Origin of the sequence: Dyella koreensis (genome assembly GCF_044904565.1) — a bacterium.
Lineage (GTDB): Bacteria > Pseudomonadota > Gammaproteobacteria > Xanthomonadales > Rhodanobacteraceae > Dyella_D > Dyella_D koreensis.
The window spans coordinates 153,952-177,353 of record NZ_JADIKD010000010.1; the positions used below are offsets into that span (position 1 = coordinate 153,952).

Below are 23,402 nucleotides of genomic sequence, written 5' to 3' on the forward strand. Positions count from 1 at the left end.
TTGCTCCCTCTTTCCTCTGAGGAGGACTAGAGTGAAAGTGGCCCCTTGTGACGCCGTTTCTACTTCGTCATTCCGGCGTAGGCCGGAATCCAGTGGCGTTGTCGCTTGGTTTTAGCGTCAGCGTGCCCTGGCTCGCCTGCCGCGGGCTTCCGAACCGCTGCCGCGGTCCGGGTCACTTTCTCTTTGCTGGCCCAAAGAGAAAGTAACCAAAGAGAAATGGCCTAAGAGCAGGTGGTGCGCATCGTAGCTGCGCATCTTCCAGTGCCGGACGTCGGGATGGTTTTGCCTTGATGCGTGGCATTGCCCCTCAATCCAACGTGCACCCCAAGCCCGCCGCCAACGTCTTGCTCCTCGCCCCGCCCGCTCCGCTCAAATCAATCCGCGTACCTGGTACGCCAGATGTATTGCTGGCTTCGCCAGCATCATTCTTGTTGCACACAACGAAGCTGATGGGAGGGCTGCCGTCGCTGGGGATGGGGCGTTTGAGTTGGCCTTGTTGGCCGTAGGTGATGATCTTATTGTCTTTCGCGACGATGCTGATGTTTTGCTGGCGGGGGATATTGCGCAGCAGCTGAAAGATGCTCTTCGCAGCATCGTAGGACTGATCGGCGCCGTCGGTGCCGATCGGATAGGTGTAGATGAGCCAGCCGGTGTCGTAGGCAGTGGTGGTGGCGCAAGTAGCGCCGTCGGTGCTGGGGCAGAGAGAAACAAACGTTCCGCGAGAAACGGCCTCGCTACGTGCGTAGGCGAAGGCACCGACGAGGTTGTTGGTAGCGGAGGTGATCTGGTGACGGTGGATAAGGTTGCGGAAGTTCGGTACGGCGATGGCCGACAGGATCGCGAGCACGATGATGGTGATCATCAACTCGATCAGGCTCAGGCCACGCTGGTGGGATGAAGCTCTGTGCATGGCGTTCACCAGCAGGGACCGTTGCTGTTCGCGGTGAGACTACTGGCGTCGGGTGTTTTCACGCCCGTGTTGGTGATCGCCAGCGACTGACATACATCTCTGCTCTGCATACCTGAGGGCACCGCAGTAGCAATGTATGCCTGGGCGCTACTTCCACTGGGTGCCAGCTCGCTGACCGCGTAATAACCTTTCTCGGAAACCGCCGGATCGGCAAAGCCAATCTGGGGCAATGTGCCATATCGATTGAAGGTCGCGTAATAACGCTCCTGCGCATTGGCGATACGCAACAGCAGCTCCTTGCCATCCACGCGACGTGCGCGATAGGCATAGCGGCCATACGAGGGAATCGCGATGGCGGCGAGAATGGCGATCACCACCACCACGATCATCAGTTCGATCAGGGTGAAGCCGCGTGCGGGTGTGTGCTTAGCGATCATTGATGAGTGCCCTCCACGAGCGCCGGCGCCACACGGTATCGCCGAACGAGAATGTTTCTTTGGGTTCTTTGTCGACGTCTACGCCGGGTATGTAGACCTTGCCGCCGCCCATGGAGACGGTGGCCGGCAGGAAGCCGCCGGTGGGTGGATTGGTGACGCGCGCGCCGGCCTGGGTGTAATCGGCGGGCCAGCCGACGATGTCGCCAAAGTTCACGCCTTCGGCCGCTCCGCCAGTGGCAGCGTTGATCACCATCAGCGCGCCGCGCGGCGCGGGGTCGCAAGGATCGTTGGTCTGCGGAATCAGCGTGGTGATGATCGCGCGACCCGAATCGAACAAGGCAGTGGCATCCACCACCACGCGCTCGCCCTTGGCCGCCGCGATATCGAGGTCGAAGTACCAGCCGCGGATCGGCTTCTTGTCGGCGTCGGCGGCGGGCACCTGTCTGGTGGTGAGTCCGCGTACGTTGTCCTTCTCCACCAGTAGCTGTTGCACCAGCAGCGTCGTGCCCTCCTCCACTACCGCCTGCCCAGCCTTGCCGCTGTCGCGAATGCCGTACACCGCCTGCACGCGGGTGTTGTCGTCGACCACGTTGTCCTTGCCGCCGAGGTATTTGCCGGTGCCGAACACCACAGTGAAGCCGCTCGCACCCGGTGTTGGAAACAGGCGCGGCATCACCGTCACCGGACGGTAGCCGGGGTTCTTGGGGCGGAAGAACAGTTCGGCCTTCCAATTGGCAGGATCGCCGTCGGTCAGGTCGAAGCGCCACATATTGCCGAGCAGGTCGCCGGCGAAGGCCACATCGTCGACCTGGTCGCTGTTGTAGTCGCCCATCACCGGTGTCGACAGGCCATAGCTTTCGATGGCGCCGTCGATGCCGCTCACCGTGGTTGGTGTCTTCAGCTCGCGCAACAGCTCGCCGGTCTGTGCATCCAGCACGAACAGCGAGCTGAAAGTGTTGGACGCAGCCTCATCAGTGCTGCCTTCCGGGAAATAACCCGCAGGCACCAGCACCACCCATTTTTCGTTGGCTAGGCGACCGATGTTCGGACGGCCGAAGGTGTAACCGAGGTTGGCGCCGCCCGTGCTGGTGTTGTTGAACTCCCACAGCACGCGATCGGCCGGCCCCATCACCTTGCCTGATGTGCTGCTTTCGGTGGAGGCCACCTCGGTCACGTCCAGCGCGTACACGCCACGGCCGCCGAGGCGCAGGCCTGCCACCAGGATGGTGTGCCAGCCCTGCTTGGTGCCCGAGCTGAAATACACATCCCTGCTCACCGGCGTGCCGTCCACCGAGGGCATGAAGCTGAAGTTGGTCAGCGACGACCAGCCCGTAAGACGTCCGTAGGCCGAATACGGCACATAGGCCCAGCGCTCCTTGCCGGGACTGGGCGTGACGTCGACCTTGGTGGCGTCGGTCGTCGACGTGGTCGCGTCGAAGGCGTGCAGCATGCCGTCGTTGGCGGCGACAAACAGCGTGGGCGCACGCTTCAAGTGATCGGCGCGGAACTGCTCGTAGCTCTTGCCAGCCTTCGCGGCCGTCGCCTCCGGTGAATCCTTCGGCCAGGTATTGAGATAGCCGCCCGTCGGCGCGGCCAGATACAAGGTCTGACCGTTGATGACTGCGCCGAACACCGAGCTGCGCTGGCGGAAGGTCTTGCCGGCATTACTCTGGTCACCGCGAAGCCAGAGCAAGCGATTCGCGCCGGTGTTTTTCTCATCAAAGCCGGCGTCGACCGCCTTCAACGCCTCGCCCGCATTGGCCCAGGTGAACGCCGCGCCCTTGCCTTCGCCCACCGCGGTGCTGGTCAGGATGACACGCGAATCCTGCACGCGCGCGTCAAGCAGGCTGCGGCCGTCCCACAGTGCTGTTTTGCTGATCGAGCCATCCGAACCAACGGAGAAAGCCTTGATCGAACCGCTCCAGGTGCCCGGATCGAAACCAGCCTGATAGGTCACCGAAGCAGCCGTCAGCACCGCGGAGTTGAGACCGCCTGCCATCGGTGTGGTGGACTGAAGAAGGATGCTGGAAATGATCTTGTTGAGCGCTTCGACAAGGGCAGACGGACTGCTTACGCCAAAGTATTTGCCGCGGCTGTTGAGCGCCGCATGCCACATGTCATCGATCTTGCGGCCGTCGTCGGTGCCTACTGCCGGCACCGGCCATGCCACGGTGCCGGCACGGAGCTTCGCATAGGTCGCATCATTATTGAGCAACGTGCCGGAGGCGCCGAAACCGATCATATACTGCACCAGATGCGGCCAGGTCGCCGGGTCGTTGGCCGGGTTCCAGTAGATCTCCTTGTTAGTACGCGGATCGGCGTCCTTGGCCAACGGCGTACCGAACAAATCGGTCGACTGGTCGACGATGTTCATCGGCACTTTGCGGCGACTGGCCTCCTTATAGAACAGACTATTGGTATTGCCCTTCTGGCCGTCTTGCAGGTCTGTCGCCCAATAGTGGAAAGCGATGTCGGCCATAGTCACCGGCGAATTGCTCTCTTCGTTCCATACAACCTTGCTTTCCCGATCAGTGGTGGAAAAGCCCTGGAAGCTATCAGGAAGGCTGCGGCCCTCCGTATCCGTTTTCCCCGGGGCCGCTACGTTGCTGTCGCCGTTCCACAGGCCGTCGGTCATCTGAATATGGAAGTTCTTGCGGCAGATCAGTTCCTTGTTGACGTCCCTGTCCCAGTAAGGATTGCTGTCGTCACTGCCGCTGCGATCGGTGAAGTAGTCGCCCACACGCTTCGCCGCTGACCGGTTTGGCGTACCGCCGGTAGACGTGGTTGCGAAAAGCCAGTCGTAAAATGAGGTACGCACGTTGCTGGTCGCCGCACTATCAACGAACTTGAAGATCTTGGTCGAGTTGCCCAGCGTGTTGGCATTGATGTTCTGCCAGGCCACACGCACGTTGTCCTTCAACGAGGCGAAGGCCAATGACATGGCGCTGACTGCAGCCATACTGCGCGTACGGTAGTACGAGTACCAGTTGGCAAAATTCTGCTTGTCGGTGTCAGACGTCACCACTACCCACTGCCAGTCGCCCGACCGGTTAGCGTAGAGAGCGGTCGTCGCCGCTGATGTGAAGCGCCCTGTATTGCCATCCACCGGCAGCGTGCTGGCAGCTCGCGTGTATTTGAAATAACCGGCGCCAGTCTTTCCGCAAAAACTGTAGTTGCCGAGATTGCGGATATTGTTGCTTCCCGTAGGGTTCTGATTGCGGTTGACCTGTATACCGTTGTCCCATGCCGCAGTGAAGCTCGCATTGGGCATGGACGTACCATCAGCCTTCTTTGGCGGATCGTATTTGTTATCAGGATTGAAATAGACGCCGTTCATGCTCCACGAGCGCGGGTCGGTGGCGTCGGTGATGCCGGGCGTAATCACGCCCGCACACAAGAAGGGAGCACCCGAGCTGGAAAATGTGCGGTTTTCCGTCGCTCCCTGCTGCTGGTCCGTATTACTGCTGACCCAGGCCGTGTTGTTTACGTAAGGCCGCTGATCCGGCATGTGATGCCAGTTCATCGACCCCGAATCGTCAAACGTCAACACCAAGTTCGGCGCCACCGTAATGGTCGCCGCCGGCGGACCAGGGCTCAGCTCCACCGTGCCTGCCATTGATACTGCGGAATAGCCCGCCATAAGGCTCAGCAACAGACTGCCGGCTGTCGCCGACAATCGCTGACGCCCCTTGACCGAAATGCGTATGTTCATGGATTCCCCCGATCCTCAATTGCCTTTGGCGGCAAAGGTGCTTTCCACCATGCGCACCGTGTTCTCGTTGCCACCGGTGGCGCGCGCGGTGATGCGATAAACGTGGCGCCCTGTATTGGACGGGCCGGTACCGGTGCTGCTGGTCACGCCTGATTCGTGGCTGGGGCCGGTGCCGGGCGGCAGTTCGGGGCCGAGGTCTTCGATGATGTAGTGCGGGTTCTTCGCCAGCACCGCGACCTTGCGCTCTTCCGCCTTGAGCGTGCTGCTCGACAGCGTGGTGTAGTCGTAGCTGCCGCTGTTGCCCTTGTACTCGGTGGCGCCCTCGGTCACCCAGCCGGTCTTGGTGCGGAACGCCACCACGGTGGTGATCGGGCTGGCCGGATCGTGTACGTAGCAATCGGTAATCACGGTGGTACCGCAATTGACCGAACCATCGCTGCCCGCTTTCCACAAACGCCATTCGGCGCCACGCAACGCGGTCTCGGCGGCCAGCTCGGCCTGCTGCGCATTGCGCAGGCCGCCGGCCATGCGCTCCTGCAACAGCGAATGGCCGGAAGCACTGATCGCCAGGATAGTCAGCAGCAATAGAAAAATCAGCGCCACCACCAGCACCACGCCACGCTGTTGCCGTGAGCGATGGGACACGCGCATGCCATGCGACTTCGACATCGGAAACTCCACTTGCTAACGGACGGGAGCGCGCAAGGCGCCCGCCTCAGGGGTTGTAATTGCGTACCGAGACCAGCGCGTTGAATTCGCGCCGCAGCATGCGGTTGTCGAAACCTTGATCGGCCGGCTTCACCGCCCTGCTCGCGTCGTCCGGCAACTGCGGCGAGGTATTGCCGTCGATGCTGTAGGCGTAGCGCATCTCGTTGCCGGTCAGCACGCCGTTGATCTGCTGGCCGTTCATCAGCAGATGAACCTCGATGCTTTTCACCGCGCGCCACAGACAGCCGTAGTTGTCACCGAGCGGATTCGGTGCCGGCGGCGGACAGGCGATGGTGCCGGCGGCGCGGTCGTCGACCTGATCGGCGGTGAGGAAACGCGTGGCACCGCTGGCATCTTCCACGCCGTAGAGGAAATCCAGCCGCTCCACGCCACGCACGATTTCGCTGTTCTCGCCATTGACCCGACGCACCAGCGCACCAGTGGTGCGACCGTCGCCGAGATCGACCACGCGCAGGAAATACGTGACCGTCTTGAAGTCGCGGGTGAAATTGAACAGGCGCGGTGCAGATAGCGGCTGCTGCGCCACCGGCATCGCCAAGTTGTTACCGGTGTCGATGGCGTCCGGGTAGAACTGATTGGTGTCCTGCAGATTGGCCGCGAAGATCTGACCGTTCGAGCAGTCGGCCAGCATCATCAGATCACCGGGCTTGTAGTGGTCATTGTCGATCGCCGGCTCACCCGTCGCCGGACTGATCGCGATGTGATGCACCGTACCGTCGCCATTCGGCACCATCGTGCTGGTACCGCCCAACGCCCAGCCGCCCGACGAGTCGAGATAGCGCAGCGTCAACACGCCAGAGCCGGCCACGCGGTCACCCTTATTCTTGCCGATCGACGGCAAGCCATCAGGCACCGTCGGCGTGCATGAGGTCTTGCCGCACTGATAGCCGCGCATCGAAAGGAACGACGGAAAGCTGTACGGCTCGCTCGGCTTGGCCGGATAAGGATCCGCGCCCCAGGGCGTGCTGACGTCATGCAAAGCGCCCAACAGATTGTCGGCCTGCACCATTGGTGCACGCAGTTGCGACAGATAAATGCCGCCACCCTCGTTGTTCACACCACCGGAATTGCTGCAGTACTGCCCGTTCGCCATGCGCAGGTCCGACACCAGCCGCGTGATGGCGAAACGGCCATCCTCCTGTAGATGCGCCAGTTGTGTCTGCACGCGGTTGTGGCTGGACGTGGTGAGAAACACCGTGATGACCCCGGCCGCCACAATCAGCCCCAGCACCATCGCCACCATCAATTCGATCAGGGTCAGGCCGGCCTGGCCGGCGCGAAACATGCGAACGGCCTTCATGGCTGAAACTCCCAGGCAAACGTCTGTGGCGCTGTCTCGCTGTTGGTACCCTTGTCGCCCGCCTTGCGCTCCTGCCACCGGATACGCAACACACAATTGCCGCCATAAGGCGGACGCATATTGATGTGGTCATCCGTCAGCGCATAACCCACCGCATCGCGACCAGTGCACTGAATGGTCGCCTTGGGGTCCGGCACCGCCGCACTCAGCAGCGTGCTCCACTCAAACTTGTCGCGCGCCGCCACTTCCGCTGGCGTACACGCCGTATCGGCATCACAGCTCTTCGCCGTAGCCACCGGATAATTGATGTCGTTGTAAGCCCCGTTCCACACCGCCACCGGATTGGCGCGCATGCGATCCGCCATGCTCCCCGCCAGAAACGTCACCTGCGTACGCAGATACGCCGCCTGATTCGACCGCGCCGCCATCACCATCAACCCGGCCAGCCCGATCAGACCGATGCTGAAAATCAGCACCGCCATCAACACCTCAATCAGCGAGACCCCTCGCTGCCGCGACCCGACACGCATCCCCTGTCTCCCCTGTAAAGCTTTCGCCAACCCTACAATCGTAAATTATTACGACAAGCATTAGTGAGACAGGCGGTAGCAAAAACCTGACGAGCGGGCAGCCCGGACAGGGAAAACATGCGGTAAATCACAAGATTTGGCGGCATGGACCGACAGCCGGAGGCGGCGGCCGGCAGAAAGGTAGCGCAACTATTTGCGACACCAGACTACCAGTTAACCCAACTCTCCCCCTGAGGGGAAAAGACCGCCGTTGCTCCAAAAGGCGATGCGAAGCGAGCCCGTACCCGGGTCCCCTGTGGAGCGGTGAGGGTTGGACGATCAGGCCCCGAAGGGGGCGCAGGCAGGACGCCTGCGCCTTTTCGACACGACAGGGATGTCGTGTCGAAAAGCCCGGCCAGCCCTCACGGACCCGTAGGCGTAGCCGGAGGGCGCGTAAGAGGGGTGCCTTTTCTTTTGGTTACTTTTCTTTGGGCAAGCAAAGAAAAGTGACCCGACTCGCGGCAGCGAGGCGGAAGCCCGCCGCAGGCGAACCCGGTCGCGATAACGCGAAAACCGAGCGCACCACTACTGGATCCCTGCCTACGCAGGGATGACGAGGTAGGAAGGCGAGTCGCAAGAGGCGAATCAGCTCAGTCGAATCAGCTCAATAAGGAAGAGAGAGAAAAATCAGGCGACGACCGTATCATCCTCCGCCGCCACAAACCCACCCGTCTGCCTCCGCCACAACCGCGCATACAACCCCCCATGCGCAATCAACTCCGCATGCGTCCCCGTCTCCACCACATGCCCCTTATCCATCACCACCAGCCGATCCATCCGCGCAATGGTGGAAAGCCGATGCGCAATCGCGATCACCGTCTTGCCGCGCATCAACAGCTCCAAACTGTCCTGGATCGCGGCCTCAGCCTCTGAATCCAGCGCCGACGTCGCCTCGTCCAACACCAGAATCGGCGCATCCTTCAGAAGCACGCGCGCAATGGCGATGCGCTGACGCTGGCCACCGCTAAGTTTCACGCCGCGCTCGCCGACGTGCGCGTCATAGCCATGGCGCCCCTCGCCATCGACCAGTTCCGGAATGAATTCATCCGCGCGTGCCTTGCGCACCGCTTCGAGAATCTGCGCTTCGCTGGCATCCGGACGACCGTAAAGCAGGTTGTCACGGATCGAGCGATGCAGCAGCGACGTATCCTGCGTCACCACGCCAATCTGCGAACGCAGGCTTTCCTGCGTAACGTGCGCGATGTCCTGACCGTCGATCAGGATGCGGCCACCTTCCAGGTCATATAGGCGCAGCAGCACATTCACCAGGGTCGACTTGCCCGCGCCGGAAGGACCGACCAGGCCGATCTTCTCGCCCGCACGCACAGCCAGCTCCAGGCCAGCGATTACCCCACCTTCCTTGCCGTAGTGGAAATGGATGTCGTCGAAACGCACGGCGCCATTGGTGACTTCGAGCGGCATCGCGCCCTCGCTGTCCTGCACCGTGCGCGGACGCGAGATGGTCTCCATGCCGTCCTGCACCGTGCCGACATTCTCGAAGATGCCGTTGACCACCCACATGATCCAGCCAGACATATTGTTGATGCGGATCACCAGCCCGGTACTCAGAGCGATCGCGCCCACCGTTACCTTGCCCTGGCTCCACAACCAGATCGCCAGCGCCGAAGTACCCACGATCAGGAAACCGTTGAGCGTGGTGATGGTGGCATCCATCGCCGTGGTCAGCCGCGTCATCGCACGCATGCGCTTGATCTGCTCACCCATCGCGTCAGCCACGTAAGCCTCCTCGCGCCGTGTATGCGCAAACAGCTTGAGCGTGAGGATGTTGCTATACCCGTCGACGATGCGCCCCATCAACCGCGAACGCGCCTCCGACTGTCGCCAGGAACGCTCCTTGGTGCGCGGCACAAAAAACGCCAGCGTGGCGACATACGCCGCCAGCCACACCACCAGCGGTGCGGCCAGCCAGAAATCCGCCTTGGCGAACATCACGATAGCGCTGCCGGTATAGATGGTGACGTACCAGATCGCATCCACGATCTGCACCGCCGACTCACGCAACGAACCGCCCGTCTGCATGATGCGATTGGCAATGCGCCCCGCGTAATCGTTCTGGAAAAACCCCAGACTCTGGCGGATCACATAACGGTGGTTCTGCCAGCGGATACGGCTGGTGAGATTCGGCACGATCGCCTGATTCACCAACAGATCATGCAGCCCGATCAACACCGGCCGCGCAATCAACGCGACAAACCCCATCCACAGCAATTCATTCCCATGCTTCTGGAAGAAATCCGCCGCCGGCGCCCCCTTCGCCATATCGACAATGCTGCCGATAAACCCGAACAGCGACACCTCGACAATCGCCACGCCAAAACCCACCACGATCGCCGCCGCAAACACCGGCCACACCTGGCGCAGATAAAACACGTAAAAACGCCACACCGACTGCGGTGGCATCCCATCCACCGGCTCCTTGAAAGCATCGATGAGCGATTCAAACCAACGGAAAATCATCGCGGCGCTCCAGCCATGCCAGGAACGGCATGGTGCCTGAAATAGATGTCGAGGAAGAGAAAAGTTGAGGTCGAAGCGGAGGGATACAAGAGCTGAAGCAGCGAAGTAACAACGCCATCCCGAGCACCCACCCCTCACCCCAACCCTCTCTCCGAAGGGGAGAGGGAGCTGCTCTTCTTTTTTTCTTTGAAAGGCGATGCGAAGCGAGCCCGTAACGGGTCCCCTGTGGAGCGGTGAGGGTTGGACGATCAGGCCCCGAAGGGGGCGCAGGCAGGACGCCTGCGCCTTTTCGACACGACAGGGATGTCGTGTCGAAAAGCCCGGCCAACCCTCACGGCCCCGTAGGCGAAGCCGGAGGGCGCGCAAGAGGGTGCCTTTTCTTTTGGTTACTTTTCTTTGGGCAAGCAAAGAAAAGTAACTCGGCCTCCGGCAGGAGGACGAAACCCGCCGCAGGCGAACCAGTGAGCAACAACACGACAACCAAGCGACAACGCCACTGGATCCCTGCCTACGCAGGGATGACAAAGTAGGGGCAGCATCGCAAGGACCAATCCCTCACTCCGTCTCCCTCCCGAAGAGCGACGGAGAAGAACCACCACGCCGCGACGCCACCCGATCCGCCCACCGCGTAGCCTCCGGCAACCGATACCGCGTACACCCAGCCAACACCAGCTCCGCCGCCCCCGCCACACTCACCCGATACCCCGGCGACACAATCAGCGGCTTCACCCGATCCTTGCTGCGTAACACCGTGCCGATCACCCGTCCCTGATACACCAGCTCCGCACGATCCCCGCGCCGTTCGCCGACGGCGCCATGACTACCGACCAGAATCGTCTTCGCGACACCAATCGCCGGCAGCCCGGTGATAACGCCAAGATGCGCCGCGATACCCAGCCCGCGCGGATGCGCAATGCCCTGCCCGTCCACGAACACCATATCCGGCACCTGCGGCAACTCGGACAGCGCCTGCAACACCGCGGGCAGCTCGCGGAACGACAGCAGGCCGGGGATGTACGGCATGCAGGTGGGCAGGCGTGCCACTACCTGCGCAATCGGCACCAGCGTGCTGGCATCCAGCAGCACGGCGGCGGCTCGGGTGATAGTGCCGTTGTCCTCGAAGCCCACATCGACACCGGCAATCACGCGCAGCGGCGGATAGTCGTCCACCAGACTCACACATGCAGCCAGCTCGCTCTGCACGGCACGCGCCTTCGCCACATTGCCGCTCCAGACGGGAGCGGACTCGATCACGCTTTTCCAGTCCATCGTCCAAGGCTGCAACCCCGCGTCTGAACAGGCCGTCAAAGCCGCGACAGTTTTGATTGACCCTGCACGGATGCGCCCGGATGATGCCGGCCATGTCTACCGCGCTTCGCTTCCTGCTGATCCTGCTGCTGGCCATCGGCTGCAGCGCCCCCTCGCTGGCCCAGGACAGCTCCAGCACGGTGCCGCCGCAGCCGGCGCCAGTCACTGTGGATCAGTTGAACAGCCAGCTTGACCAGATCAAGCAGGCGCTCACCGAAACCGACAAGCTCAACGATGGCGGGCTGGTGGATCTGCGCGGCAAGGTGCAGGCACTGCAGCAGCAGGCCGACCAGCTCAGCGCCAGCTTTGCGCCACAGGCGGACGCGCTGAAAGCCAAGCTCGACGTACTCGGCCCTGCGCCTGACAAGAGCGCGCCGCCGGAAGCCGCCGAAGTGGTCGCCCAGCGCAAGCAGCTCAACAAGGCCAAGGCCGACCTGGATGCGCAGACCAAGCAGGCGCAGACGCTCAGCCTGGAAGCCCAGCAACTGATCACGCAGATCGCCGGCCTGCGCCGTGACCTGTTCGACGCGCAGATCAGCCAGCGCACTGCGTCGCCGCTGAGCGGTACGTTCTGGAGTTCGCTGTCGCGCAGCGTGCCCGACGACCAGGCGGGATTGAAGCTGCTCGGCGCGGATGCGCTCGGTGCGTTGCGCCAGGCCTGGCAATCCCCCAACCGTGCACCGCTGGTGCTTTGCCTGATCGCCGCCATTGCGCTGCTCGCGCTGGGGCGGCGGCAACTGGAACGCGTGCTGGTGCAAGTCACCACCAATCGCATGCCGTCGGGGCATCTGCGCCGCAGCGCGCTGGCGCTGTTCATCACGCTGGGTACCACGCTCACCTATAGCGTCGCCGCCTATCTGGTCTATCTCGGCATCGACTGGAACAGCACGCTGGACGACGAGCTGCGCGACTTCGCGCTCGGGCTGGTGCGATTGGCAGTAGTGACATCGTGCATGGCCGGACTCGGCCGTGCCTTGCTGAGTGCCGGACGGCCGTCATGGCGCATGCCGGCGATCACCGACGATCTGGCGCGCCGCCTGCATCCGTTCCCGTGGCTGCTGGCCTGGTGCACGGTGTTGCTCGGCGTGGCCGAGCGGGTTACTCACCATATCGGCGCCAGCCTCAGCGCGACGGTGGCGGTCAACGGCTTGCTCAGCCTGCTGATCGCCTCGCTGGTCGCGGCGGCACTGATCCGCATGGGCCGCGCGCGGCGCGCGCTGATCGCTTCCGGCGAAGCGCCGGCCAAGCGCCCCTTGTGGGTCGGCCTGCTGGTGGCGGCGGCTTTCGTCGGCGTGACGCTCTCGCTGCTTGGCCTGCTCACCGGCTATATCGCGTTCGCCTTCTTCGTGGCGCGGCAGATGGTGCGCGGCGGTTTCGTCGTGGCGTCGCTGTATCTGTTGATGCATCTGGTCAACGATTTGTTCGCCACCCTGTTCTCGCCGGACTCGCGCTCAGGCAACCGCATCCAGGAAGCCTTCGGCGTGACGCCGGCGCGACTGGAGCAGGCCGCCGTGGTGCTGTCGGGCCTGTCGCGCGCTTTCCTGTTGCTGGTGGCCCTGCCGTTGCTGCTTGCGCCCTATGGTGCCGGTCCGGAAGAGTTACTTTCGCGCGGCGGCCAACTGTTTGCGGTGCGCTCCATCGGCACCCTGCCCATCGTGCCGGGCAACATCCTTACGGCTTTGCTGGTGCTGCTGGTCGGCACGCTGGTGATGCGCCTGATCAAACGCTGGCTGGGCCACGAGCTGTTGCCCAAGACCTCGCTGGAACCGGGCATGCAGATGTCCATCGTCACCCTGCTCGGCTATGTCGGCAGCGTGCTGGTGTTCGTGCTGGTGCTGGCTGCGCTGAAGGTGGATCTGCAGAGCATCACCTGGGTGGCCAGCGCCTTGACCGTCGGTATCGGTTTCGGCCTGCAGGCGATCGTGCAGAACTTCATTTCCGGCCTGATTCTGCTCGCCGAACGTCCGGTGAAGGTGGGCGACTGGGTGAGCCTCAGCGGCGCCGAGGGCGACATCAAGCGTATCAATGTGCGCGCCACTGAGATCCAGCAAAGCGATCGCTCCATCATGATCGTGCCCAACTCGCAGCTGATCACCCAGAACGTGCGCAACGTGACCCAGGCGGGTGCGCTGGGGCGCGTACAGATCCGCCTGCCGATGCCGCTGAGCACCGACGCCGCGAAGACGCGGAAAATCATCTTCGACGCGCTGAAGGCGCATCCCACCACGCTGGAAACGCCTTCGCCCAATGTGCAGCTGGACAACCTCGACGGCGGTTCGATGACCTTCCTGTGCACCGCCTATATCGGCAATCCGCGCGATGTCAGCAACGTCAAGAGCGATCTGCTGTTCGAGATCCTCGGCCAGCTGCGCAAGGCCGATCTGCCGCTGTCCACGCCGCAGGACATGATCGTGCGCACCATACCCGCGTCGACCGACGCCCCGATGCCGCCGAAAACCTGACACGGTCAGCACCGGAACCCGCCGATGGGATATCACACCACCCTGCCCGCTCCACCGCTCAATGCCCTCGTCGAGCGTCTGTGGGACTGGGACATGCCGCCGGCCGCGCATCATCTGGAACGCGTGCTGCCCACGCCGGGCGCCGCGCTGATCATCAACCTTCACGAAGACGAAACCCGCGTCTATCGCGACGACGCCACGCGTATCTGCACGCGCTCGCCGGCCGCCGTGATCGGCGGCCCCTGCTTGCGTAGCCAGATCATCGATACCGCCGAACAGGTGCGTGTGATGGGTGTGGTGTTCCGCCCCGGTGGTGCGCATGCGCTGACCGGCGAGGATCACGGCGTGCTGATCGAACGCGATATCGGCCTGGAGGATATGTTCGGCGGCAGCGCGCGCCAGCTGCGCGAGCACCTGCTGCATACGGCCGACCCCGTGCAGCGGCTCAGTGTGCTGGAGCGCTGGCTGCGGGAACGCATCTACCAGCCGCAACTGGACCCGGCGATAGGCCATGCCCTGTCCGTGCTGCATCGCGAACCACGCGTCGCGCGTATCGGCGCACTGGTGCGCGACATCGGCCTCTCCGAATACCGCTTCGGCCGTCTGTTTCGCCGCCAGATCGGCATGGGTCCGAAGCGCTATGCGCGACTGTTGCGTTTCCGCATGGTGGTGGAGGAAGCGCATCGCGTCGACTCGGTCGACTGGAGTCGCGTAGCCGCCGACAACGGCTATAGCGACCAAGCGCATCTGGCGCACGAGTTCCGCGAGTTCGCCGGGATGACGCCGATGGCATTCATGGCAGCGCGCGGGCCCTTTGTGAATCACCTGCCGCTGGATTGATTGAGCAATTGGGAGGGGCAGGCGCTCCTGGTATGCGCTCTCCAGGTTGGGCTGTTTCGGCCTGGCCGCTTACGCAGCGGTTCGGAACGCCCGCTGCGTAAGCGGCCAGGTCGCGATAACCCAACGATTGTCGCGACCACAAAGAACACCCAGTGCCCCAATCTTTCAGCGCAGAGAATTTGAACCAGCTCTAAGAAAGAGGCACGTAGATATCCGTGCGCAACATGGCTTCGGGCGTCTGTTCCGGATCATCCAGGTAGTGATGAAACACCGGCGCATCACGCAGTCGATACCCGCTGGCCGGCAGCCATTGCGCCAGCAGCGCATCGGTCGCCTCGTCCAGACCGGTGCCCAGATAGGCACCCACATGGCGATGACGCGCCCAGCGCCCGCCCCCCAAGGGCAGCACCTGCATGCCTTCACCTGGCGCAACATCGCGATCGAACGCCAGCGCACAATCGAACTCACACGCGTCCGGCGGAGTGTCGCGCTGGTCGCTCACCGGCACACCGTAGATGCCGATGAATTGTTCGATCACGCCCTGCTCAACGGCCCATTCGAACAGACCGGCATAAGCCTCGCCCAGATCATCGTAGTTACCGCGATGACGCACCGCGACCACCCGGAACGGTTCTACCGAAACCACTTCCACTTGCAGCAGTGCCGGTGCCCGCGTGCTGTCGGCAGGCGCGCGGCTCATACGCTCGATAGCTTCGTCCAGTTGCTCCTGCTGCCCGCGCCACTCTGTAGGCGTTGCATCAAACGCCTGGCGGAATGCACGCGCGAACGCCTGCGGTGTTTCATAGCCCACCGCCAACGCCGCCTCGGTCACCGACTGCGCTGGATCGGCAAGCAGTCGCAACGCGCGCAACAGGCGCAAACGCAGCACGGTGTTGCCCAGTGTCTCGCCGGTCAGCGCGCGATATACGCGATGGAAATGGAACGGCGACAGATGCGCCACCTCCGCCAGTCGGGCGGGATCAGGCAAATCATCACCCTCGTTGACCGTCTGCTCCAGCAAGGCAATGACACGGTCGATACGTTGCAGATAATCGTTGCGAGTGCGGTTTTTCATAGCGTGGCTCCCTGGCTCGCAAGCAGTCTGCCGCGCGTCGTCAGCGATGACGGTTCATTTCTTGCGCATTCGCGCTGACCCGTTCGCCATGCGCCTTACCCCACTGCGCCAGCGCATCGAGCGACGGACGCAGCGTGCCACCCAGCAAGGTCAACATATAGCCTGGCGGCGCATCGCTCGCCGGCTCGCTGCGCATCACCATGCCGTCGCGCTGCAACTGCGCCAGTTGCTGGCTGAGCACCTTGTGCGCGATACCGGGCAATGCCGATTGCAACTCGCTGAAACGCCGTGCGCCGGCGGTCAGCTCCCAAAGGATCGCCGGCTTCCACTTGCCCGCGATCGCCTGCAGCGCCAGCTCGACCGGACATACATAGGTTGTCGCTTCATCCTGGATCATCGCAGCCCCCAGTTACCGGACGGTGCGTATCGCATGCCACCGCTTCACGCCATGATGCCCTCCGACCCTACAACGTGCCTCGCGGAGACGCTGCATGATCGTGGAATACATCCGTTACAAATTGCCTGCGGCCGACGGTGCCACCTTCGAGCGCGATTATGCGCGCGCCGCCGCCAGCCTGGCGGCCAGCCCCTTCTGCCTCGGCTACGAACTGAGCCGCTGCGCCGAGGAGCCCGGCGTATACGTACTACGCATCCGCTGGACCTCCGCCGAGGATCACCTGCAGGGCTTCCGCCGCAGCGAGCACTTTCCCCCATTCCTGGCCGCCATCCGCCCCTACGTGCCGCAGATCGAGGAAATGCGGCACTACGAGCTGACTGGGGTGGTTGGCGGCACGGCCAATTGAACGCGCCAACCCGACGCCTGACACTGGAAAAGGCGCGGCTACGAAGCACACCGCCTGCTCTTCAGGCCATTTCTCTTTGGTTACTTTCTCTCTAGGCCCCCTCGGGGGGTTGGGCCAGCAAAGAGAAAGTGACCCGGACCGCGGCAGCGGTTCGGAAGCCCGCGGCAGGCGAGCCCGGTCGCGATAACGCGGCAACCGGGCGATAACGCCACTGGATGACCAGCTTCGCTGTTGTGAAGCGCCTCCGGCCTTCGCCGGAATGACGAAGTAGGAAGCGGAGTCGCCCCCCTCTCCCCCAGAGAGGAAAGGGAGAAACACACCCCATAGGCAGAAAGTCATGGTGGGAACCCCCGGCCAGCTCCCTTAAAGTCGAACGCTTGCAATGACGCAGCCCTTTCCCACCCTGCCGCCCTGATGGACCACCGGCGGCCCGCCTGCCCGGAGGTTCCATGCCCGTCCGCCGTCCCCTGCTCGTTGCCGCCGTACTCGCCGCTGCCATTGGCGCCAGCTTCGCCCAGGCGCAGACCGCGCCGCTCACGCCGGATATCCCCGCCAAGTTCACGGCACCTACCGAGAGCAGCGACTACATCAAGCGCGACGTGATGATCCCGATGCGCGACGGCGTGAAGCTGCACACGGTGATCGTGATTCCAAAGGGTGCGAAGCATGCGCCGATCCTGCTCACCCGCACGCCGTACAACGCCAGCGGCCGCGCCGCTCGCACGGAGTCGCCCAGCATGCTGGCGCAGTTGCCGCAGGGTGACGAGGTGTTCGTGCGCGGCGGCTATATCCGCGTATTCCAGGACGTGCGCGGCAAGTACGGCTCCGAAGGCGAGTACGTGATGACGCGTCCGCTGCGCGGCCCACTGAATTCCAGCGAAGTCGACCACTCCACCGATGCCTACGACACCATCGACTGGCTGGTGAAGAACCTGCCCGAATCGAACGGCAGGGTCGGCATGCTCGGCTCTTCGTACGAGGGCTTCACCGTGGTGATGGCGCTGGTCAATCCGCATCCCGCGCTGAAGGTGGCCGCGCCGGAAAGCCCGATGGTGGATGGCTGGATGGGCGACGACTGGTTCCACTACGGCGCCTACCGCCAGACCAACTTCGACTACATCCGCGGCCAGACGGCGCAGAAGGGCAAGGGCGAAGGCGCGCCGCGCGTCGGCTTCGACGATTACAGCAACTTCCTCGCCGCCGGTTCCGCCGGTGACTACGCACGCGCCAACGGCTTCGACCAATTGCCGTTCTGGAAGAAGCTGGACGAGCATCCGTCTTACGACGCGTTCTGGCAGGGTCAGGCACTGGACAAGGTCATGGCGCAGCAGCCGCTGAAGGTGCCCACCATGTGGCTGCAGGGCCTGTGGGACCAGGAGGACATGTGGGGCGCGATCCACAGCTACGAAGCGACCGAGCCGAAGGACAAGGGCAACGACAAGAATTACCTGGTGATGGGCCCATGGCGCCACAGCCAGGTGAACTACGACGGCAGCTCGCTCGGCCCGCTGCAATGGGATGGCGACACCGCGCTGCAGTTCCGCCGCGATGTGCTCAAGCCGTTCTTCGACCAATACCTGGTGGACGGCGCGCCCAAGGCCAACACGCCACCGGTGCTGATCTACAACACCGGCGAGAACCGCTGGGACCACTACAAGTCGTGGCCACTGAGTTGCGACAAGGGCTGCGCAAGCAAGCCGAAGGCCTTGTATCTCGGCACGGATGGCGCACTGTCGTTCACCGCCCCCGGCGATGCGGCCGCGAAGTTCGACGAGTACGTTTCCGATCCCGCCAAGCCAGTGCCGTACCAGCCGCGCCCGGTGCACTTCGCGGACCACGATGCGTGGACGCGTTGGCTGGTGAATGACCAGCGCTTCGTCGACGGCCGTCCCGATGTGCTCACCTATGTCAGCGAACCGCTGAAGGAGCCGCTGCATATCGGCGGCGCGCCGCAGGTGAATCTGTATGCATCCACCAGCGGTACCGACAGCGACTGGGTGGTGAAGCTGATCGACGTGTATCCCGACACGGTCGCCTCGAATCCGTCCATGGGCGGTTATGAGCTGGCGGTGTCGCTGGATATTTTCCGCGGCCGCTACCGCACCAGCTTCGAACACCCGCAGGCGATCGCGTCGGATCAGCCGCTGCTCTACAGCTTCGGCCTGCCCACCACCAACCACGTGTTCAAGCCGGGCCATCGCATCATGGTGCAGGTGCAGTCCAGCCTGTTCCCGCTGTACGACCGCAACCCGCAGACCTATGTACCGAACATCTTCGACGCCAAAGCCAGCGACTATAAGAAGGCGACACAGCGTGTATGGCATACACCGGGCACGGCAAGTTTCATCAGCCTGCCGGTGGTGTCTGGCGGCAAGTAATCCTTCTGCCTGAAAACAAAAAAGGGCTGGCGAAAACGCCAGCCCTTTTCTTTTTACGACGCGTCGTTTGCGACGCGATCAGTCAGCGCGTTTACGGCGAGCACTTCTTGCCGTGTTCGCCATGGAAACCCTTGGCGGTGGCATCGGCTTCGCTCATGTACTCGCCCTTCTTGGTCTTGCCGTACCACTTGTCGTTCTGGCAGTGGTAGACCTTGCTGCTGGTGTTGACCCAGACCATGCCCGGACCACCACCCGGCGCGGCCGTGGCCGCCGGCTCCGGCATGCCCTTCTTCGCAGCGGGCGCGGCGGCGGCAGTCGGAGCCGCGGCAGGTGCAGCAGCAGGTGCTGCGGCTGGCGCGGCCTTCGGCGCGACGGCGGCAGGTGCGGCCGGGGTGGCAGCCGGCGCGGCGGCCGGAGCAGCAGCGGCAGCCGCGGCGGCGGTGTACCACTCCTTCACACCCTTATGACCCGAGCATGCACCCTTCTTGGTGGCGTGGTCGGTATAGCTGCCGTCCTTGCACTGGCCCGTGGAACCCGCCGGTGCCGACGCTTGCTGAGCGAACGCTGCAGGCCCGGCCAACAGACAGGCCGCCATGATTGCGATCAAACCGTACGATTTCATTTTTGACTCCCTCCAGCGCGAATAACTTCCGTTGATCGCCGCCCGCCGGAACCGCCTAGCGGTCGTTCGCTGCGACGATGCACCCAGGTGTGCTTGCGCGGCACCTGCGGCGGCGACTATGCATCAAAACCATGAAAGCGCCATGCCGCATCGCAAGGCGCATTCATCATCCATGCGGCTGTTTCGCAAGCTTTTACGGAGCGGCCGCGACCTTATGGCCACTCTTGGGATGCTTTGCCTTGGAGGGCTTGGACGGCTCGGCCGGTGGCCGCGCCACGGCGTACATCTCCCGGGTGATCTGCTTGAGCAACGCGGAACGGTCGTCGCCTTCCGCATACAGGTCGAAGTGGGTCTTGTCGGGAATGAAGCGGACTTCCGCTTTCGCATGCAGCCCGTCCAGCGCATCCTTCAGCCGGTGCGCGGAACCATCCAGATAAAACGTATCGGCGGTGCCCACGATCACGTGGATCTTGCCGTCGAGGTCGGGCTTCAACTTGGGCCAGTCCGCCTGCAGGCGCTTGGCGATGTCGTAGTGATCGCTCCAGTACGTCACCACAGCAGGATCGATGTCGCCGCTATCGCGATCGAACATCGGCTGCGGACGTCCATCCTTGCCGCGCGGCGAGAACACCCACTCGAACGAAGCGAGCTGGCCGCCGTAGCCGCCGAGCACCCGCTCAAGCTGCGCGAACTGCTGGAAGGTGGCGAGCACTTTGCCCTTGTCGCGAATCAGCGGATACGCCGAACCGTCCGGCTCGCGGTACGCGTTGGCCTTCGGCGCATACAGATCGATACCGGTGAAGTCGTGGAAATCGCTGGGATCCGGCGAAGTCGACCAGGTACCGCCGAACACTTTCGGATAGCGCGTCTGCAACCACAGCGTGGCCCAACCGCCGGAGGAGTGGCCGTTGAGGAAGCGCCCGCGCGCCTTGCCATCCATGTGGTAGTGCGATTCCAGATGCGGAATCAGCTCTTCGGTAAGCGCCTTGCCCCAGGGACCGTTATTCACCGAGTCGGCGAATTCATGCGTGCCAGTGGGACTGGACTGGTCGAGAAAGACCCAGATCATCGGCGGCATTTCGCCCTTCTCCATCGCCGCGTAAGCGGTGGTCACCGGACCGGCGAAGCGCGCAAGGCCGCCGCCGAAACCGTGGGTGTAATACACCACCGGGTAATGCTGCTTGCCTTTCGGATCGTAACCCGGCGGCACCAGCACCAGGCCGCGCATATGGATCGGCCGGCCCCAGAATGCGGATAGCGAAGGACTGACGAAATCGATCGCCTCGGCACGCTGCTGCGCCGCCGGCATCGCATCGCGCATGGCCTGCGGCGCCGAAGGCGGCAGCGTCCACGCATCTTTCTCCGGCACGGTCTTGGCCAGCGACAACTTGGGCATGATCGCCTCAGGCAAACGCATCGGCACCACGTCGCTGATCACATCGCCCGCGCCGCGGCCGGTGTAGTTGTAGCTGTGATCAACATCGAGCACGGCCTGCACCAGGTAATCACCGGGCACCAGCTGCGCGATGCCGGTGGGAAACGCCTGCGCATCCGCATCCACATCGATCGATTCGCCGGGCGCCAGCCGATCGACTTCACGCGCGGCAACCAGGGTCTGCCCGGGATTCAGCGGATCGACGTCGACCGCGTCGACCTTGCCGTCCTTGGTCTGCGCCTTGGCAGTCTTGGCGTCGATCACGAACAGCAGCAGGCGGCCGGACACCGGCGCGGTCTCCGCACTATCCAGGGTCACACGGAAAAAATGATGCGCGCGCGGCACATCGGTACGCGCCAGCGCCGCGCCGCACAACAAGGCAAGGCTCAGGCACAAAGCGACAACAGGACGACGACGAAGCATGACAGTCTCCCCCAGCCATAGAACCGGTCGCATCGGCGATTGACGCTGGCCCCACCCCCACTCCTTGGGGCCCGCCGCCGCTGCCATCGGGCGTTTTACCCGATGGCATGTCTGCGTTAGATCAACCTTCTTTGGTATCGACCTTTACAGGTGTCAGGCGCAGATCCTGGAAGTCGAAACTGAAATCGGTCAGCGGCGAGATCGGCTGCATGCGCACTTCGCGGATCGCACTGTCGGCATCGAGCGAGAAGGTGACGAAGGCATCGGCATTCAAGGAACGATCGTCCCAACGCACGATGAAGGTGTCGTGCTGCCACGGCTCCATGGTGCCAACCAGCTGCGCGGTCTTGGAGAAGCGCAGGCGCATCTTGCCGCCTTCCTGGCTGACCACCACGTCGCCATACCATGGGTCGCGATAGCTGCCGGCGTACTTGGCCAGCGGCAGCGACGGCTTGCTGTTCTTGTCGCGTTCGGCCTCGTGCTTCTTCCAGCTGTCGTCGGCCTTGCCTTCGGACTTCTTCACCGCGGCGGCGTAAGCGGCCACCCAATCGGTCTTGTCCTTGCCCAGATACGCATCGAGCACGCGATACGTCACCGCGTTGAAAGCGGCGCCGGATTCCTGGTTGGTCAGTACCACCACGCCGAGCTTCAGCTCAGGCACCAGCGTGAGGCGCGATACCATGCCCGGCCAGCCGCCGGTGTGCCACACCATGCGCTGGCCGCGGTAATCGGAGAGGAACCAGCCTTCGCCGTAACCCGCAAAGTTCGGCTTCGCCGCCGCGAGCTCGGGCACCGGCGGCTCGCCGATCTTCATCGGCGTGAGCATCGACCACATCTGCTTCTGGCTCTCCTCCTTGAACAGGCGGCGCTCCTTGCCGTCGGCATTCGGCAGGCGGCCGCCGGCGAGCTGCACATTCATCCATTTGGCCAGATCATGCACGCTGGCGTAGATGCCGCCCGCACCGGGGTTGTTACTCCAGGCCATTGGCGGCACCGGCTTCAATTCCTTGAAGTTGAATTTGGCGTGGCCGATAGCCGTATCCATGCCGGGCTTGAGGTAGGTCATATCGACCAGCGACTCATCCATGCCTACCGGCTTGAAGATGTTGTTGCGAATGAAGTCGGCGTAGCTCTGGCCCGACACCTGCTCGATCACCAGCGTCGCCACCGCGAACAGGATGTTGTCGTAGGCATAGGCACTGCGGAAGCTCGTCGCGAGCGGCACTTCACGCAGGCGCTGCACTACTTCCTTGGTGGTGTAGGAAGTCGGCGGCCAATACAGCAGATCACCCGCACCCAGACCCAGACCGCTGCGGTGCGCAAGCAGGTCGCGTATGCGCATCTCGCGCGTCACGTAGGGATCGGACATCTGGAACCAGGGCAGATGATCAATCACGCGATCGTCCATCTTCAGCTTGCCCTGCTCCGCCAGCATCTGCAGCGCGGCGGCCGTGAAGGCCTTGGTGTTGGAAGCGATGGCGAACAGCGTGCGCGCATCCACCGGCTGCGGCTTGCCCTGCTCGCGCAGGCCGAAGCCCTGCTCCATCACCACCTTGCCGTCCTTGACGATGGCCACCGCGATGCCCGGCACGTCGAACTGCTTGCGCGCGCTGTCCACATAGGCCTGGAAATCCTGCAACTGCGGCGGCAGCGCATCGGCTTTGGCGGTGACGGCCATCTCCGGCGCAGCGGCGCCCGGCGCTATCGGCGGCTGTGCCCATGCCGTCGAAGCAAACACGAACAAGGCCGCACAACCTGCCAGACGCGGGGACAGGACTCGCTGGGACATCTTCGGCTCCACCGGTTTGAAAGCGCCCAACTATCGTGGCAAAGCCGGGCCAATGCCAGCGCTGGAAGTCACAAGGCTCGACGCGCGGCCAGCGGGCAACGATCATGCCTGGCTGGCAATACCCTGCGGAAA

The 23,402-nt window shown here is 63.2% G+C and carries 17 protein-coding genes; 4 read left to right on the plus strand and 13 right to left on the minus strand.

Features of this window, described 5'->3' with window-relative positions; translation table 11 throughout:
* Positions 1-307 precede the first annotated feature (307 nt).
* The 8 genes from ISS97_RS10390 to nfi all read right to left on the minus strand — a co-directional run bounded on the left by ISS97_RS10390 (position 308) and on the right by nfi (position 11,404).
* Positions 308-910, minus strand: coding sequence for a GspH/FimT family pseudopilin (locus ISS97_RS10390; RefSeq protein ID WP_379986898.1), 603 nt, complete (start codon positions 908-910; stop codon positions 308-310).
* Positions 911-915: 5 nt separating this feature from the next.
* Positions 916-1,347, minus strand: coding sequence for a type IV pilin protein (locus ISS97_RS10395; RefSeq protein WP_379986764.1), 432 nt, complete (start codon positions 1,345-1,347; stop codon positions 916-918).
* A complete protein-coding gene (locus tag ISS97_RS10400; RefSeq protein WP_379986763.1) occupies positions 1,337-5,059 on the minus strand; it encodes a pilus assembly protein in 3,723 nt (1,240 codons plus the stop codon). Before ISS97_RS10400 ends, ISS97_RS10395 begins: the two co-directional genes overlap by 11 nt.
* Before the next feature lie 15 nt (positions 5,060-5,074).
* A complete protein-coding gene (locus ISS97_RS10405) occupies positions 5,075-5,728 on the minus strand; it encodes a pilus assembly PilX family protein (protein WP_379986762.1) in 654 nt (217 codons plus the stop codon).
* A gap of 46 nt (positions 5,729-5,774) precedes the next feature.
* Positions 5,775-7,088, minus strand: a complete 1,314-nt coding sequence (locus ISS97_RS10410; protein WP_379986761.1) for a PilW family protein — start codon at positions 7,086-7,088, stop codon at positions 5,775-5,777.
* Entirely contained in the window at positions 7,085-7,618 is a 534-nt protein-coding gene (pilV, locus tag ISS97_RS10415; RefSeq protein WP_379986760.1) for a type IV pilus modification protein PilV, read from the minus strand. The genes ISS97_RS10410 and pilV overlap by 4 nt, the downstream gene beginning before the upstream one ends.
* Positions 7,619-8,284: 666 nt before the next feature.
* Entirely contained in the window at positions 8,285-10,132 is a 1,848-nt protein-coding gene (locus ISS97_RS10420) for an ABC transporter ATP-binding protein (protein WP_379986897.1), read from the minus strand.
* A 558-nt stretch (positions 10,133-10,690) separates the two neighbouring features.
* Positions 10,691-11,404: a deoxyribonuclease V gene (gene nfi / locus ISS97_RS10425; protein WP_379986759.1), complete on the minus strand. Its 714-nt coding sequence runs from the start codon at positions 11,402-11,404 to the stop codon at positions 10,691-10,693.
* A gap of 92 nt (positions 11,405-11,496) precedes the next feature.
* On the opposite strand from nfi, the gene ISS97_RS10430 reads away from it, so the two are divergent.
* Both ISS97_RS10430 and ISS97_RS10435 read left to right on the plus strand, forming a co-directional pair.
* Entirely contained in the window at positions 11,497-13,905 is a 2,409-nt protein-coding gene (locus ISS97_RS10430) for a DUF3772 domain-containing protein (protein ID WP_379986758.1), read from the plus strand.
* Between the two features lie 24 nt (positions 13,906-13,929).
* Positions 13,930-14,745, plus strand: a complete 816-nt coding sequence (locus tag ISS97_RS10435; RefSeq protein WP_379986757.1) for a helix-turn-helix domain-containing protein — start codon at positions 13,930-13,932, stop codon at positions 14,743-14,745.
* 190 nt (positions 14,746-14,935) lie between these two features.
* Here ISS97_RS10435 and ISS97_RS10440 read toward each other — a convergent pair whose 3' ends face one another.
* Together ISS97_RS10440 and ISS97_RS10445 are read right to left on the minus strand one after the other, a co-directional pair.
* Positions 14,936-15,820: an AraC family transcriptional regulator gene (locus ISS97_RS10440; RefSeq protein WP_379986756.1), complete on the minus strand. Its 885-nt coding sequence runs from the start codon at positions 15,818-15,820 to the stop codon at positions 14,936-14,938.
* Positions 15,821-15,860: 40 nt separating this feature from the next.
* Positions 15,861-16,217 (minus strand): winged helix-turn-helix transcriptional regulator, encoded by a 357-nt coding sequence (locus tag ISS97_RS10445; RefSeq protein WP_379986755.1) that lies wholly within the window; start codon positions 16,215-16,217, stop codon positions 15,861-15,863.
* A 94-nt stretch (positions 16,218-16,311) separates the two neighbouring features.
* On the opposite strand from ISS97_RS10445, the gene ISS97_RS10450 reads away from it, so the two are divergent.
* Both ISS97_RS10450 and ISS97_RS10455 read left to right on the plus strand, forming a co-directional pair.
* Positions 16,312-16,623 (plus strand): putative quinol monooxygenase, encoded by a 312-nt coding sequence (locus ISS97_RS10450; RefSeq protein WP_379986754.1) that lies wholly within the window; start codon positions 16,312-16,314, stop codon positions 16,621-16,623.
* Positions 16,624-17,072: 449 nt separating this feature from the next.
* On the plus strand, positions 17,073-19,001 hold the full coding sequence (locus tag ISS97_RS10455) for a CocE/NonD family hydrolase (RefSeq protein ID WP_379986753.1): 1,929 nt from the start codon (positions 17,073-17,075) through the stop codon (positions 18,999-19,001).
* Between the two features lie 91 nt (positions 19,002-19,092).
* On the opposite strand, the gene ISS97_RS10460 is transcribed toward ISS97_RS10455, so the two are convergent.
* From ISS97_RS10460 to ISS97_RS10470, 3 genes are all read right to left on the minus strand, one after another.
* Positions 19,093-19,623, minus strand: coding sequence for a DUF3761 domain-containing protein (locus ISS97_RS10460; protein ID WP_379986752.1), 531 nt, complete (start codon positions 19,621-19,623; stop codon positions 19,093-19,095).
* Between the two features lie 193 nt (positions 19,624-19,816).
* Positions 19,817-21,481, minus strand: coding sequence for an alpha/beta hydrolase (locus ISS97_RS10465; RefSeq protein WP_379986751.1), 1,665 nt, complete (start codon positions 21,479-21,481; stop codon positions 19,817-19,819).
* A 121-nt stretch (positions 21,482-21,602) separates the two neighbouring features.
* The gene (locus tag ISS97_RS10470) at positions 21,603-23,270 is read right to left on the minus strand and encodes a serine hydrolase (RefSeq protein ID WP_379986750.1); all 1,668 of its coding nucleotides are present in this window, start codon (positions 23,268-23,270) and stop codon (positions 21,603-21,605) included.
* Between the last annotated feature and the right edge of the window lie 132 nt (positions 23,271-23,402).